At 63.0% G+C, this 13,375-nt stretch carries 13 protein-coding genes; 4 read left to right on the top strand and 9 right to left on the bottom strand.

What is annotated here, in order from left to right:
* Positions 1 to 39: 39 nt before the first annotated feature.
* The 7 genes from ACFX5Q_RS11230 to ACFX5Q_RS11200 all read right to left on the bottom strand — a co-directional run bounded on the left by ACFX5Q_RS11230 (position 40) and on the right by ACFX5Q_RS11200 (position 6,948).
* Positions 40 to 1,680 carry a Na+/H+ antiporter gene (locus ACFX5Q_RS11230; protein WP_404277697.1) on the bottom strand — a complete coding sequence of 547 codons (1,641 nt, stop codon included), beginning with the start codon at positions 1,678 to 1,680 and terminating at the stop codon, positions 40 to 42.
* Positions 1,681 to 1,820: 140 nt separating this feature from the next.
* Complete coding sequence (locus tag ACFX5Q_RS11225) at positions 1,821 to 3,074, bottom strand: murein L,D-transpeptidase (protein WP_404277693.1); 1,254 nt, start codon at positions 3,072 to 3,074, stop codon at positions 1,821 to 1,823.
* Positions 3,075 to 3,457: 383 nt separating this feature from the next.
* Positions 3,458 to 3,844 (bottom strand): hypothetical protein, encoded by a 387-nt coding sequence (locus ACFX5Q_RS11220; RefSeq protein WP_404277691.1) that lies wholly within the window; start codon positions 3,842 to 3,844, stop codon positions 3,458 to 3,460.
* Between the two features lie 199 nt (positions 3,845 to 4,043).
* A complete protein-coding gene (ldtR, locus tag ACFX5Q_RS11215; protein WP_006201915.1) occupies positions 4,044 to 4,559 on the bottom strand; it encodes a transcriptional regulator LdtR in 516 nt (171 codons plus the stop codon).
* A 237-nt stretch (positions 4,560 to 4,796) separates the two neighbouring features.
* Positions 4,797 to 5,219 carry a DUF6163 family protein gene (locus ACFX5Q_RS11210; protein ID WP_404277689.1) on the bottom strand — a complete coding sequence of 141 codons (423 nt, stop codon included), beginning with the start codon at positions 5,217 to 5,219 and terminating at the stop codon, positions 4,797 to 4,799.
* Positions 5,216 to 6,259: an enoyl-CoA hydratase/isomerase family protein gene (locus tag ACFX5Q_RS11205; protein ID WP_404277687.1), complete on the bottom strand. Its 1,044-nt coding sequence runs from the start codon at positions 6,257 to 6,259 to the stop codon at positions 5,216 to 5,218. The genes ACFX5Q_RS11210 and ACFX5Q_RS11205 overlap by 4 nt, the downstream gene beginning before the upstream one ends.
* A gap of 131 nt (positions 6,260 to 6,390) precedes the next feature.
* Positions 6,391 to 6,948: a methyltransferase family protein gene (locus ACFX5Q_RS11200; RefSeq protein WP_404277686.1), complete on the bottom strand. Its 558-nt coding sequence runs from the start codon at positions 6,946 to 6,948 to the stop codon at positions 6,391 to 6,393.
* A 184-nt stretch (positions 6,949 to 7,132) separates the two neighbouring features.
* On the opposite strand from ACFX5Q_RS11200, the gene ACFX5Q_RS11195 reads away from it, so the two are divergent.
* From ACFX5Q_RS11195 to ACFX5Q_RS11185, 3 genes are all read left to right on the top strand, one after another.
* Complete coding sequence (locus ACFX5Q_RS11195; RefSeq protein ID WP_404277684.1) at positions 7,133 to 7,957, top strand: DUF2066 domain-containing protein; 825 nt, start codon at positions 7,133 to 7,135, stop codon at positions 7,955 to 7,957.
* Positions 7,958 to 8,032: 75 nt separating this feature from the next.
* Positions 8,033 to 9,064, top strand: a complete 1,032-nt coding sequence (gene hemB / locus ACFX5Q_RS11190; protein WP_404277682.1) for a porphobilinogen synthase — start codon at positions 8,033 to 8,035, stop codon at positions 9,062 to 9,064.
* Positions 9,065 to 9,250: 186 nt separating this feature from the next.
* A complete protein-coding gene (locus ACFX5Q_RS11185; protein WP_404277680.1) occupies positions 9,251 to 9,895 on the top strand; it encodes a dihydrofolate reductase family protein in 645 nt (214 codons plus the stop codon).
* 213 nt (positions 9,896 to 10,108) lie between these two features.
* Here ACFX5Q_RS11185 and ppk2 read toward each other — a convergent pair whose 3' ends face one another.
* Positions 10,109 to 11,029 (bottom strand): polyphosphate kinase 2, encoded by a 921-nt coding sequence (gene ppk2 / locus ACFX5Q_RS11180; RefSeq protein ID WP_404277678.1) that lies wholly within the window; start codon positions 11,027 to 11,029, stop codon positions 10,109 to 10,111.
* Between the two features lie 268 nt (positions 11,030 to 11,297).
* Between ppk2 and ACFX5Q_RS11175 the strand changes: the two genes are divergently transcribed.
* Positions 11,298 to 12,341, top strand: a complete 1,044-nt coding sequence (locus tag ACFX5Q_RS11175; RefSeq protein ID WP_404277676.1) for an aldo/keto reductase — start codon at positions 11,298 to 11,300, stop codon at positions 12,339 to 12,341.
* A gap of 23 nt (positions 12,342 to 12,364) precedes the next feature.
* Here ACFX5Q_RS11175 and ACFX5Q_RS11170 read toward each other — a convergent pair whose 3' ends face one another.
* Positions 12,365 to 13,336 (bottom strand): glycosyl transferase family 90, encoded by a 972-nt coding sequence (locus ACFX5Q_RS11170; protein WP_404277674.1) that lies wholly within the window; start codon positions 13,334 to 13,336, stop codon positions 12,365 to 12,367.
* Positions 13,337 to 13,375 lie beyond the last annotated feature (39 nt).

Genomic DNA, 13,375 nt, shown 5'->3' with positions numbered 1-13,375 from the left:
ATTTGCTGGCCGAATTGCGCCAGGAAGGCTGCGCGGCCTCTATTTCCGCTCCTGCCGGCCTTTCAGCAGGGCCTCGGTCAGCGTGATCTCGGCAAACAGCGCCTGCGCCGTATGGTCGTTGATTTTGCTGCTGCGCAACATGGCGCGCACGGCCGTGCGCTCGGCCTCGATGGCGGCGAAGCGGAGTTCCAACTCCAGCCGCCCGGCTTCGCGAGCCTCGGCGCGGGCTTCATCGGCCTCGTCGGAGGCGGCGATGCGGCGACGGTAGCCGGCGACGATGCTGTCGGCGACGGCCAAGCGGGCATCGGCCGCCTCCCCTTCGCTTGCGTCATTGGCGATAATCTCGATGCGGGCGATGGCCGCATTGGCCGCGCCGACGCGTGCCCGGCGCTCCTCGGCGGCACCCGGATCCTCGCCCGGCTCGACCAGCCCGCGCGCGATCTTCGGCAAGGCGAGGCTGGCGATGGAGAGCGAGCAGATGATGACGCCGGCGGCTAGGAAAATGACGATGTCGCGCGCCGGAAAGGGCGAGCCGTCAGGCATGGCCAAAGGCAGCGACAGGATGCCGGCCAAAGTGATCGCGCCGCGTACGCCGGCCACCGAGCCGGCAAGCCGCACGCGCAAACCGAACGGTTCGGCCTTGCGCTTGCCAAACCGCGCGGCAAGGCGCTGCGCAATGTCGCCGACCCAGATCCACAGGAAGCGCAAGCCGATCAGGCACAGGGTGAGGATCAGCACCGTGGCGACCGGCTCGATCAGCCAGTGCCGGCTCGAAAGCTCGGGCGGCACCTTGCGGATGATATCGGGAAGCTGCAGGCCGAGCAGGATGAACAGCGCGCCGTTGAAGACGAAGGACAGCGTCGTCCATAGCGACATGGTCTGCATGCGCGCCGAAACGCCGAGATGGCGGAATATGCCGGAGCCGCTGGTGAGCACACCGGCAGTGACCGCCGCCAGGATGCCGGAAGCGCCGGCATGTTCGGCGCCGAGATAGGCGATGAAGGGGATCAGGATCATCACCAGCACCTGCGCCTCGGCCGGCACGCCACCGATGCGGTTGAGGAGCTGCAGTGTCTTTGCGGCGACGATCAACGCCACCACGCCGGCCAGGATGCCCGCCGCCACGGCGTAGAGGAAGCCGAGCGACGCGGCGCCCAGGGAAAAGCTGCCGGTCAGCGCTGCTGCCACGGCGAAGCGGAACATGACCAGGCCCGATGCGTCGTTGAGCAGCGACTCGCCTTCGAGGATATGCATCAGCCGCGCCGGCACCACATTGCGGTCGACGATCGAGGACACGGCCACCGCGTCGGTCGGCGACAGCACCGCGGCCAGCGCGAAGGCGACGACCAGCGGGATGCTCGGCACCAACCAGTGCAAGGCGTAGCCGAAGCCGACGATGGTGAAGAAGACGAGACCGATGGCAAGGTCGAGAATCGGGCCGCGCAGTGCCAGCAATTCACGCTTCGGCGCGGTGGCGGCGTCGCTGAACAGCAGCGGCGGGATGAACACCAGGAGGAACAGTTCGGGGTCGATCTCGACATGCAGGCCGCTCGCCGGCCAGGCAAGCGCGGCACCGATTGCAATCTGCAGCATGGGCAGCGGCACCCGCACCAGCCGCACCAACGCGCCGGAAAGCGCGACGAAGGCGAGCACGACCAGGATGAAGATGGCGACATGCATGGTGCGATTCCGAGTGTTGGCGGACCATGCGCAATGGAAACCGCGCCGTCCAGCCAGGTCTCTGGCGAAGGCCGTCAGCCTGTGGCGGAAAGCAAAAAGGCCGCCCAGTCGGCGGCCTTTTCGAAAAAGATATCAGCTATTTACAACGAAGACGTGATCTGCAGCTCGTCGTTGCCGTCGAGGCCATAGATGTCGTCGCGGAACTGTACAACGCCAGGCCCCGTCGACCAGGCCGACAGATAGAGGAAGTGGACCGGCACCGGGTTGACGACCTGAACCGGGGTGTTCTCGCCGGTCTTGATCGTGCCCTCGAAATGCTGGCGGTCCCAGCCGGGCGTGTCGCGCAAGATCCAGGTGACGAGGTCGCGCACGTTCTGGACGCGCACGCAGCCCGAGGAATCGAAACGCATCAGCTTGCCGAACAAGCTCTGCTGCGGCGTGTCGTGCATATAGACGCCGTCCGGGCTCGGGAAATTGATCTTCACCGAGGCCATGGCATTGCCGGCGCCCGGATCCTGGCGGAAACGGTATTTTTCCGCATCGTCGGTCGACCAGTCGACTGTCATCGGATCGACCTCGCTGCCATCCGGCGCGAACAGGCGAATATGGCTGTCCTTGAGATAGTTCGGGTCCTTGCGCATCAGCGGAATGATGTCCTTGCGCACGATCGAGACCGGAGCGTTCCAGTAGGGATTGACGATGATCTCGTTGATCTTGGAATTGACGATCGGCGTCTGGCGATCGATCTTGCCGACGACTGCGGTGTGGCGAAGCACGACGCGGTCGTTCTCGACCGCCTCGACCTGGGCAGCCGGGATGTCGACCAGCACGTAACGGTTGCCGAGCGTGCCGGCCTTTTCACGCAGACGCTGCAGGTTGGTCTGCAACTGACCGAGCCGGATCTGTGCCGAGACGTTCATCGCCGTATAGGTGTATTTGCCCATCGCACCGTCGGCGGGTAGGCCGTGGCGCGCCTGGAAACGCTTGACCGCGGCATCGACATAGGAATCGAAGGCGGTCGAGATGCCGGCGCTCTGCGCCAGATCGCCAGACATCATCAGGCGCTTGCGCAGCGGCACCACATCCGGGTCGTCGACGCCGAGCTGCAGCTTCTTGGTCGCGGGAACCTCGCCCCAGCCGCCTTGGGCGACGATGTTCTGATATTGCGCCACCGCCTGCTCGGTGAAGGCGACGGTCTGCAGGCTGAAGATCGGCAGCGTCGAAGCCACCTTGCCGCCCTCGCTGGCACGGGCGTCGAACTGGTCGTCCCAATTGCCGCGGCCCGAGGACTTCAGGATATCCCCGATGACGTCCTGAGCGCTGGCGCTGTTCGCCACAAGAGCGGCGGCGAGCGCGGAGGCTCCGGAAAGGAAGAAACGGCGGCTGGTTCTCATGGACGTTCCAGACATTTTAGCGGTGTTCGATCTCGCTCAGTTCGCTCTAACGGGCGATTACGCCCGCACTCTAGGGCTGGCAATGTTAACAATTAGCCAACCATGACCTGCATCACTTGGGCGTGAAACGCGCTGTCGCGATGCCGGATCGAGTGAGCGCAAGCGCTGGCCCGCAGCATCACCCGCATCCTCGCTTCCACTGGGATTATGGCGGCAACGTGGCCTTGGCCCGCGATTTGCATCGGGCGGCGCCGCGAAAAGAAAGGACCGGTGCTTTTCGGCACCGGTGACAGAAGCGGGTCTTAGACCTGCCCCCCACAGTCGCGCGCCGACGATCGCCGCGCGTAGTTGCAGGCTATCTCATGCCCCCTCAGCGCGAAGTTTCAACCTTTGGGGACCGGACTTGGCTGCGCCTTCAATTCCGAGCATCTTTGCAACACCTCATTTTGAGGATAGCGCAGGACTTTGTTGTCCAGTTTGAGCAGCAGCTCCCGTCTCTTGTCCGTGCTCTCGCCGTCCGTACATCTCATGTCCAGAATGACGACATCCAGGCGGTTGATCTTCTGAACCTTGTCCAGCGTGCAGCGGACCTCCCACATCTCCACTGCCTTGTCGGTAAACGTCACGATCGAGTCATTGTTGTCGCACTGGGTGCTGCCTTCCGTGGCGAAAGAATCCTTCCACCACTCCTCGGCGAAAGCCGTTTGCGAGACCCACAAAAGCATCACGGCAACCGAGCAAATCTTCGAGTGTCTTCCCAGATGCATCATGCGCTTCCCCACCAAGCCGTGACATTAGGCACTGCTGCAGCGAAAGCAAACCTGGCAAAGATCGTGCCGACGGGGCGGTCAGAGTTTTGCAACAGGTTTTCCGCACCACAAAAGGAAGGACCGGTGCTTTTCGGCACCGATCCTCTGCTGTTCCCCGGCCGCGCTTCTGTGGCCCGGCTTCGGTTGTGATGCGGATGACTTACATCCGATAAGCGATCGTATCGTTCCAGAATCGATCCAGCCGCTGCAGCGCGCGGTTCATCTGCTTGAACTCGTCGGTGTTGATGCCGCCGACCTGCTCGATGGAGCCGACATGGCGCTCGTAGAGGCCGGCGACGACGTCAGCCACCTCGTTGCCCTTCGGCGTCAGCGAGACACGGACCGAACGGCGGTCGATGCGCGAGCGCTGGTGGTTGATGAAGCCGAGGTCGACCAGCTTCTTCAGATTGTAGGAGACATTCGAGCCGAGATAATAGCCGCGCGAGCGCAGTTCGCCGGCGGTCAGCTCGGAATTGCCGATGTTGAACAGCAGCAGCGCCTGGATGGCGTTGATGTCGGAACGGCCGTTGCGGTCGAACTCGTCCTTGATCACGTCAAGCAGGCGGCGGTGCAGGCGCTCCACCAGCTGCAGCGATTCCATGTACAGCGAACGGATCGCCTCGCGGCGGTCGTCGGATACGGTGGCGGGCTTCGCCGCCGGACGCGAATTGATCATTGTCTTTGCCTCTCGTTTGTCGCCCGGTGATTTTTTGTTTTTCACCTTGATCGCGACACTATCGAATACTCATAAAATTCGACTTAAACGCCAAGGCTAACAAGAGCTTACCGGTAAGAGGTTTCGAAAGAGGCTTAACGATCGGTCACCCGAGCAAGGATAATTAACCTAAAGATTTAGCCAATGATTTCGGGCGAATCCTGGCAGGTTCAAAATTGGGCGGTCTGCTGGCGGCGGCTACCGACGGGCCCGGCGCTTCTGCAGCCAGATCACCACCCGGAAGACGATGTATAGCAGCGCCACCGCGGCATGCGAGGCAATGATCAGCAACCGGTGGCCGAACAGGTTGGGAAAGCCGGCATACATGACGACCTCAGTCGCCGCGCAGATGAACCAGATCACCGGGCCCCAGGAGGCGAGCATCCAGAGGCCGGCGGCGGCGAAGGGAAAGAAGACGGCGAGCATCACCGCCGCCACCTGCCAGTGCACCGGCATCAGGTCGAAGCGCCACAGCGGGCCAGGATAGAAGCCGATCAGCCGGATCCAGTAGAGGATGCCGAACAGCAGGCAGTAGCCGGCGACGACGCGTTGGAACCAGGCGAAGATGATTTCGGTGGTCGAGGGCTGCAGCACGACGCGCCTGGAGGTGACCTCGCTCACAGGTCGAGCTCCCGGTCGCCGAGCCGCACGAAATAGGCGTCGACGTCCGCTGCCCGTACCGCATCGAGGCTTTCCGGGAGCCATTGCGGTTTCGAGCCCTTGTCGATGATGGCGGCGCGGATGCCCTCGTAAAAATCGTGGCCCGCCAACATCCGATTGAGGATGCGGAATTCCATCTTCATGCACTCGTCCATCGACAGCGTCAGCCCGGCGCCGATCTGTCGCCAGGCGACGTGCAGGCTGGTCGGCGAGCGCGTCCTGATCGTCGCCAGCGTCTTTGCGGCGAACTCGTCGGCAGGCGCCGCCCGCTCCAGGCTGGCGATGATATCCGACAGAGACGGCTGTGCGAAATGGCGGGAGATCGCCTCCAGCACCGGCCGGTCGGTCTCGCGCTTTGCCGGGACGAAAAAGCCGCGCAGCACCGTTTCCGGATCGCCGGTCGCGCAGAGCCGATCGAGAAAACCCGACTGGTCCTCGGCCTTGATGGTGTGGGTGGCCAGGCCCGACCACAGCGCATCGCCATGGCGGATGCGGTTTCCGGTCAGCGCCAGATACATGCCGAAGCTGCCGCCGAGGTCGGGCAAAAGGTGGCTGGCGCCGACATCGGGGAAAAAGCCGATGCCGACTTCCGGCATCGCGAACTGGGCGTTCTCGGTCATCACGCGCTGCGAACCATGGAACGAGATGCCGACGCCGCCGCCCATGACGATGCCGTCGATCAGCGCGACATAGGGCTTTTTGAACCGGTTGATGCGGGCATTCAGCCGGTATTCGTCGGCGAAAAACTCGACCGGGGGCTGTCCGGCCCGGCCCGCTTCGTAGATGTGCAGGATATCGCCGCCGGCGGAGAACGCCCTGCCCTCGGCCTTGACGATGACGACATCGACACCGTCATCGCGCTCCCAGGCGCGCAACGCCTTGTCGAGCGCCTTGACCATGCGATGGGTGACGGCATTGAGCGCCTGCGGCCGCGTCAGCGTGACGACGCCGGCCCTGCCCAACCGTTCGAAGCGAATCTCGTCGCCTCCATCAAAATCCATCGCCAGAGAATCCCTCCCCCGCTTGTGCGGGTCTGAAGTGCTAAGCGGCGACTGGACGAACGTCAATTGTCGGATGCCGCGATAGCTGGCTTCGCATGGTCCGAATCGCGGTGTCGTTTGCGACCAGCGCGCTACCACTCGAACGGGATCAAAGCCTTGGTCCGTCTCGCATAGTCGGGGAATTCTTCGGGAAACTGCCCTGCCAGAAGCCTGTCTTCCGCGCCGACGCGCCAGAGGAAGATCGCGCCCAGCAGGACCAGCAGAAAAACGAAGCCGCCGCCCACCACGATCTCCGAACCAAAGCATGCGACCAGGCCGCCAGTGTACATGGGATGGCGCACGAAGCGGTACGGGCCCGAGGTCACGAGTTCATGTCCTTGCTTGGACGAAACGATCTGGCTCCAATTGCCGCCAAGGCTTTGTCGTGCCCAGACCAGGAAGGCCATCCCGGCAACCGTTACGACGACACCGATGCTGCTCAAGACGGCGTTTACAGGGGCGAAGTTGACGAACCGGAATATCGACAGACGCGGCAGCAGGAAAGCAGCAATCATGGCGACCATCAGGCCCAGGCGCTGCGGCATGTGCTGCTCGGTATCGCGTTTCGCGCCGAACGCCGAGACAGTCAGATAGACGATCAGCAGGATCCAGGCGGCGTATACGAGCCAGATGAAGGCCATAGGGTTCATGGCGTTGCTCCTTCTTCGCCCCCGATTTGACGCCCCAGGGAAGTTGGGGCTGATGCGAAGCCCCAGCGGGCTAGATGTGAGTGCGGCGCTCGGGCGCGTCAATGCCGGCGGCGCAAGCGCGGCGTCTTGGCGGCCGGCCTTGCCCGGTGCTAAAAAGTGGCCGCCTCGAACCGGACGGCAAGCCATGCTTGGGTTTTCGCGCTTTGTGCTTGCGATGATCGGCCTGACGGCCGCGCTGTCGATTGTTCGGCCCGCAGACGCGGCAGGCACGGCAGAGCTCTACCAGACGCAGACCATCGTCACCGGCCAGGGCGAAGTGAACCGCCAGATCGGCTTCAGGGACTGCCTGGACCGGGTGCTGGTCAGGGTTTCCGGCGATCAGCGCCTGCCGCAGAAGCCGGAAATGCTGGCTCTGCGCGACAAGGCCGGCGATTTCGTCGACTCTTTCCGCTACCGCGACCGGCTGGAAGGCATTCCGGTGCATGACGAGCAAGGCACGCATGACCGGCCGCACGACCTCACCTGCCTCTACAAACCGGAGGTGATCGACAAGCTGCTCACTCAGCTGGGTAGCAAGCCTTGGCTTGGCGAGCGGTCGCGGCTCGCCGTATTCCTCGCTACCGAACAAGGTGCCAAGCGTTTCGTGCTGACGGCCGACGATCCGCGTGCGCAGGCGATGCGGGAATCCTTCGTCAATGCCACCGGACCGCTCCTGATGCACATCGTCTTTCCGCCGGCAGTGCTGCTTTCCAGCACAGACGAAAAGGCGCTGCGTGCCGCTGACATCACCATGCTCGACCAACTCGCAAAAAAGGCCGGAGCCGACCGGGCGTTGGCCGGCAGCATCGTGTGGAGCGACAAGGAACTGGGCTGGATCGCCGATTGGCGGCTGGCCATGGAAGGCAAGACCTATGCCTGGCAAGTGCGCGGCGTAAGTTTTGACGAGGCATTCCGCGTTGCCACGCGCGGAGCCGCGCAGGTGCTGTCGGGGAACGGGCAGCCCGATTGAAGCCTGGCACAATCGTGTCGCATTGGTCAGCGGCGGAGGTGCGTGGTAAAAAGCCGGCCAAACGAGAGTTTGGCGATGAACAGATTCACCCCCGCAAAGCCTGCCGGCGCGCGCAGCGTCGACGAGATCACCGGCAGCCGCCGCTTGCGGCGCATGCGCAAGGCCGACTGGTCGCGCCGGCTGGTGCAGGAGAACCGACTTTCGGTCGACGATCTGATCTGGCCGATCTTCGTCGTCGACGGCAGGAATGTGCGCGAGCCGATCGCCGCCATGCCCGGCGTGTTCCGCCTGTCGCTCGACCATGCGGTCAAGGAGGCCGAACGTGCGGCGAAGCTTGGCATTCCGGCGATCGCCACCTTCCCCAATGTCGAACTTTCCCTGCGCGACCAGACCGGCTCGCACATTCTCGATCCCGAAAACATCGTCAACCGCGCCACTCGCGCCATCAAGCATGCGGTGCCGGAGATCGGCCTCATCACCGACGCCGCGCTCGACCCGTTCACCAGCCACGGCCATGACGGCATCCTGCGCGACGGCATCATCGTCAATGACGAGACGGTGGAACAGGTCACCGCCGCAGCCGTCATCCAGGCTGCCGCCGGCGCCGACATCATCGCGCCTTCCGACATGATGGACGGCCGCATCGGCGCCATCCGCGACGCGCTCGACGCCAACGGTTTCCAGGACGTGGCGATCATGTCCTATGCGACGAAATTCGCCTCCGCCTTCTACGGCCCCTATCGCGAAGCGGTCGGCACCGCCGGACTGCTCAAGGGCGACAAGAAGACCTACTATATCGATCATGCCAATTCCGACGAAGCGGTACGCGAGGCGGTACAGGACCTCGCCGAAGGCGCCGACATGCTGATGGTCAAGCCCGGCCTGCCCTATCTCGACATCATCCGCCGGCTGAAGGACGAGCTTCAGATGCCGACCTTCGCCTATCAGGTGTCTGGCGAATATTCGATGATCAAGGCCGCGGCCGCCAATGGCTGGATCGACGGCGAAAAGGCGATGCTTGAGAGCCTGCTTGCCTTCAAGCGCGCCGGCTGCGACGGCATCCTCACCTATTTCGCGCCGCAAGTGGCGGCGATGCTGAAGGGGTAGTCCCTTCCGGTCGCGCCAACCGGCTGGCCGACCGCGATGTCTCGATCCAAGACCCGATCGTCACTGCACGAGCGACCGCTTCCCGCAGCGGCTGATCGCATCCCATAAAAACCGCTTGCATTTCGCAATCGGTGCGATTAGAAACTAACTGCTTGCAGATCACAACTGGTTATGGAGGAGGCTTTCATGTCCAAGCTTCGTGTCAATGCTTTCACCCTGTCGCTCGACGGCTATGGCGCCGGGCCTGATCAGAACCTGACCAACCCGCTCGGCGTCGGCGGGGAGGCCCTGCACAAATGGATGATCGGCACCCGAACCTTCCGCAAGATGACCGGCAAAGACGGCGGCACCACGGACACGGACGAAGCTTTCACGGTGCGCAGCTTCGAGAATGTCGGCGCCTGGATCCTCGGCCGCAACATGTTCGGGCCGATCCGCGGCGAATGGCCGGATGACAGTTGGAAGGGCTGGTGGGGCGATAACCCACCCTACCATGTGCCGGTTTTCGTGCTGACCCACCACAGGCGCGAACCAATCGTCATGGAGGGTGGCACGACGTTCTATTTCGTCACTGACGGCATCCACGCGGCGCTCGAACAGGCGAAAGCGGCGGCTGACGGCAAGGATGTGCGGGTAGGCGGCGGCGTCTCCACCATCCGGCAATATCTCCAGGAGAAACTCATCGACGAGATGCACCTGGCGGTCTCACCGATGCTGCTCGGTTCCGGCGAGAACCTCTTCGCCGGCCTCGATATGCTCAAGCTGGGCTATGGGTGCACTGAGCAGGTGGCGACGACGCTTGCCACACATGTCATCGTCAAGCGCGCTTAGGTCTTGTAAGGCTCCCCCTTCTCCCCCTGTGGGAGAAGGTGGCCGAGCGAAGCTCGGTCGGATGAGGATGCTCCAGCTTGGCATCACCCATCGTCCAGAGGGGAGGCACAATGACAGGATTGTCAGCGCCGCGTTTCTTCCAACACCCCTCATCCGTCTCGGCGCTGCGCGCCGATCCACCTTCTCCCACAAGGGGAGAAGGGAGCGCGCGCCTCAATACTTCTCCGGCACGTAAAGTTCGCGCGGCAGCGTCTGGCGCTCATATTCGGGATTGAAGACGCGTTCTGGCAGCGTGATCTCCTCGTGCGGCACCTCCTCGTAAGGCACCTGCTGCAAGAGATGGTCGATGCAGTTCAGCCGCGCCCGCTTCTTGTCGTTGCCCTCGACGATGAACCAGGGCGCTTCCGGGATGTTGGTGCGGGCAAAGGTCTCTTCCTTGGCTTTTGTGTACTGTTCCCAGCGCACGCGCGACTGCAGATCCATGGGCGACAGCTTCCACTGCTTCATCGGATCGTGGATGCGCATCAGGAAGCGCATCTGCTGTTCCTCGTCGGTGATGGAGAACCAGTATTTCACCAGCGTGATGCCGGAACGCACCAGCATGCGCTCGAACTCCGGCACGTCGCGGAAGAATTCCTCTACCTGGTCCGACCCGGCGAAACCCATCACCCGCTCGACGCCGGAGCGGTTGTACCAGGAGCGGTCGAACAGCACGATTTCACCGCCGGCCGGCAGATGCGGGACATAACGCTGGAAATACCATTGCGATTTCTCGCGCTCGGTCGGCGCCGGAAGTGCGACGACGCGGCAGATGCGCGGGTTGAGCCGCTGGGTGATGCGCTTGATGACGCCGCCCTTGCCTGCGGAATCGCGGCCCTCGAAGACCACCACGACCTTCTTCTTGTGATAGGCCACCCAGGACTGCAGCTTGATCAGTTCGGACTGCAGGCTGATCAGGTCGCGAAAATACTGCATGCGATCGATCGATGGCGGATGCGCGTTCTTGTAGATCTTGGCGATCTCCATCGACAGCGCGGGCTCCGACATTTCGAGCTCATAGTCCTCGTCGAGCGTGTCGGCGAGCTCCGCTTCAAGCCAGTCCTTGGCGGGAGAATTCTGTTTTAGCTCGGTCATTTTGCGCTGCTCCGCTTGCAAGCCCTGTCGGGTCATTTCCGGCGCCTCGAGCCCTGCCCGCGGCTGGAATGGAAACACCTTGAGCCGACTTCAATATAGGCCGGCAATGACGGTTTTATTGCAGTGACCCGGTGCGCCGTCCGTCAAGCCAATCGGTGAGATTGTAATCGGCCAGGTCCAGCGGAGGGGCGACAAGCGGCGGGAATTGTCCTACAAATGCGACGAGCTCACCCGAGCCCGCTTCTCAATCAAATCGCGAGGACCTGACATGGAATACCGCACCCTCGGCCGTTCCGGCTTGAAAGTTTCGACGCTGACCATGGGCACCATGACCTTCGGTGGCGCCGGCGCATTCGCGGCGGTCGGCAAGACCGATCTCGCGGAAGCAAAGCGAATGATCGACATGTGCATCGATGCCGGCATCAACCTCATCGACACCGCTAATGTCTATTCGAACGGAATTTCGGAAGAGATCATCGGCGAGGCGCTCGGCGGCAAGCGCAAGGCCGATGTGCTGATCGCCTCCAAGGCGCGCATGCGCATCGGCAACGGCCCCAACGACGAAGGCCTGTCGCGCCATCACCTGATCCGCGAATGCGAGAGGAGCCTGAAGCGGCTCAAGACCGATGTCATCGACATCTACTTCCTGCATGAGTGGGACGGTGTGACGCCGCTGGAGGAGACCATGGCCGCCCTCGACACCTTGGTCGGCCAGGGCAAGGTCCGCTATGTCGGCTGTTCCAATTATTCCGGCTGGCAGGTGATGAAGGGGCTCGGCATCAGCGACAGAAGCCACCAGCCGCGCTTCGTCACCCAGCAGATCCACTACACGCTGGAAGCGCGCGAGGCTGAGTACGAACTGCTGCCGATCTCTGTCGACCAGGGCCTCGGCGTTCTGGTGTGGAGTCCGCTGGCCGGCGGATTGCTGTCCGGCAAGTACCATCGCGACAGCCCCACCGCCCGCCAGGTCGGCGGCTGGTCGGAACCGCCGATCCGCGACGAGGACCGGCTGTGGCGGATCGTCGACGTGCTCACTGAGATCGGCAAGGCGCGTGGCGTGTCGGCGGCGCAGATCGCGCTCGCCTGGCTGCTCGGCAGGCCGGCCGTCGCCTCGCTGGTGATCGGCGCCCGCAACGAAACCCAGCTCAAGGACAACATTGCCGCCGCCAGCCTGACGCTGTCCTTTGACGAGCGCCAGCGCCTCGACGCCGTCAGCAGGCCACCGGTGCTCTATCCCTACTGGCACCAGCAATTCACGGCCAAGGAGCGCTTCGGCGCGGCCGATCTGGTTCTCGACCGCAGCGGCCTCTGACAAGGCCACGTGGTGAGCCTCGTCTAGCTCGAGATAAAACGCCAAACGTCGGGATCGGGCTCGACCTGGCCGCTGAGCACGAAATATTTGTAGAGCACGAGCAGGGAAATCGCCTGCTCGTCCCGCTCGTTGCAGAACTTGCGGCAATACGCGTTGGCTGCGCCAATGATGCGCTCGGCCTCGGCCGGGTGCCGCTCGAAATGGCGCACCTTGTCGGCAAGGTCGGCAAAGTCCGACTCGAGCGGCACATAGTGGACGTTGGCCTCGATCTGCCCTTCAGTGAACCAGGTCTCGTATGTCGGCGGCGGCATCAGGCACAGCGAGTTCGAACTCATGATCCATTTGAGGTTGGTCGCCACGTCGTTGCCTTCGAGCGAAACGATGTAGCGGTAGTGCCGCTGCTGCTCGATGGTGAGGTAGGGCTTGCGATATTGTTCCGCCGCTGTCCGTTTGGGTGTGCCGACGTCGCAGAAAGACAGGTTGCGCGTGGCCTCGAGAAACACGGTCCGTATCGGATTGTTGAGCTCGCCGCGCCAGACCAGGGCCGGACGCTTGTCCGCGAAATGCATCCTGTCGGCCGGCATGTGGAAGTGACGGAACTTGTCGAGCTTCATCAGGACGGCATTGCTGTTGTCGTGGTTGATCGGTCGATCCTTCACGACCGCCGGCATCCTGGGCACGTTGATGACGTCGCCGAATTCCACATCGATGAGCAATCCGGGATCGAAGTAGCGCGCAAACTCCTTCAGGTCGTAGTAGTACATGCTCGGCGAAAACGGCAGTCGGCTGACAGGCACCGCAGCCGGGCTCGGCACGAAGGCGTGCTGCAGCCTGTTGTAGTACTTCAGCCGCTCGCGGACCGTGGCGTCCGAGAGCCTGACCTGGTCAAGCCAGCCGGTGAGCCTGCGACGGAACAGTGCCTGCGGCACGATATCGCGCGCGGCATTGCGTGCGTAATAGAACACCTTTACCGCGTTGCGCAGAGCTGTGGCCATCGGTCACTTTGATCAAAACAAAAAGGGCGGCTCCCACAA

The organism is Mesorhizobium sp. IMUNJ 23033, from assembly GCF_044778005.1.
GTDB lineage: Bacteria > Pseudomonadota > Alphaproteobacteria > Rhizobiales > Rhizobiaceae > Mesorhizobium > Mesorhizobium amorphae_A.
This window is presented reverse-complemented; position numbering and strand designations above follow the sequence as displayed.

Excerpts from the sequence above, each read along its gene's own strand:
- ACFX5Q_RS11230 (WP_404277697.1), bottom strand. The coding sequence starts at position 1,680 with ATGCATGTCGCCATCTTCATCCTGGTCGTGCTCGCCTTCGTCGCGCTT.
- ACFX5Q_RS11225 (WP_404277693.1), bottom strand. The coding sequence starts at position 3,074 with ATGAGAACCAGCCGCCGTTTCTTCCTTTCCGGAGCCTCCGCGCTCGCC.
- ACFX5Q_RS11220 (WP_404277691.1), bottom strand. The coding sequence starts at position 3,844 with ATGATGCATCTGGGAAGACACTCGAAGATTTGCTCGGTTGCCGTGATG.
- ldtR (WP_006201915.1), bottom strand. The coding sequence starts at position 4,559 with ATGATCAATTCGCGTCCGGCGGCGAAGCCCGCCACCGTATCCGACGAC.
- ACFX5Q_RS11205 (WP_404277687.1), bottom strand. The coding sequence starts at position 6,259 with ATGGATTTTGATGGAGGCGACGAGATTCGCTTCGAACGGTTGGGCAGG.
- ACFX5Q_RS11200 (WP_404277686.1), bottom strand. The coding sequence starts at position 6,948 with ATGAACCCTATGGCCTTCATCTGGCTCGTATACGCCGCCTGGATCCTG.
- ACFX5Q_RS11195 (WP_404277684.1), top strand. The coding sequence starts at position 7,133 with ATGCTTGGGTTTTCGCGCTTTGTGCTTGCGATGATCGGCCTGACGGCC.
- hemB (WP_404277682.1), top strand. The coding sequence starts at position 8,033 with ATGAACAGATTCACCCCCGCAAAGCCTGCCGGCGCGCGCAGCGTCGAC.
- ACFX5Q_RS11185 (WP_404277680.1), top strand. The coding sequence starts at position 9,251 with ATGTCCAAGCTTCGTGTCAATGCTTTCACCCTGTCGCTCGACGGCTAT.
- ppk2 (WP_404277678.1), bottom strand. The coding sequence starts at position 11,029 with ATGACCGAGCTAAAACAGAATTCTCCCGCCAAGGACTGGCTTGAAGCG.
- ACFX5Q_RS11175 (WP_404277676.1), top strand. The coding sequence starts at position 11,298 with ATGGAATACCGCACCCTCGGCCGTTCCGGCTTGAAAGTTTCGACGCTG.
- ACFX5Q_RS11170 (WP_404277674.1), bottom strand. The coding sequence starts at position 13,336 with ATGGCCACAGCTCTGCGCAACGCGGTAAAGGTGTTCTATTACGCACGC.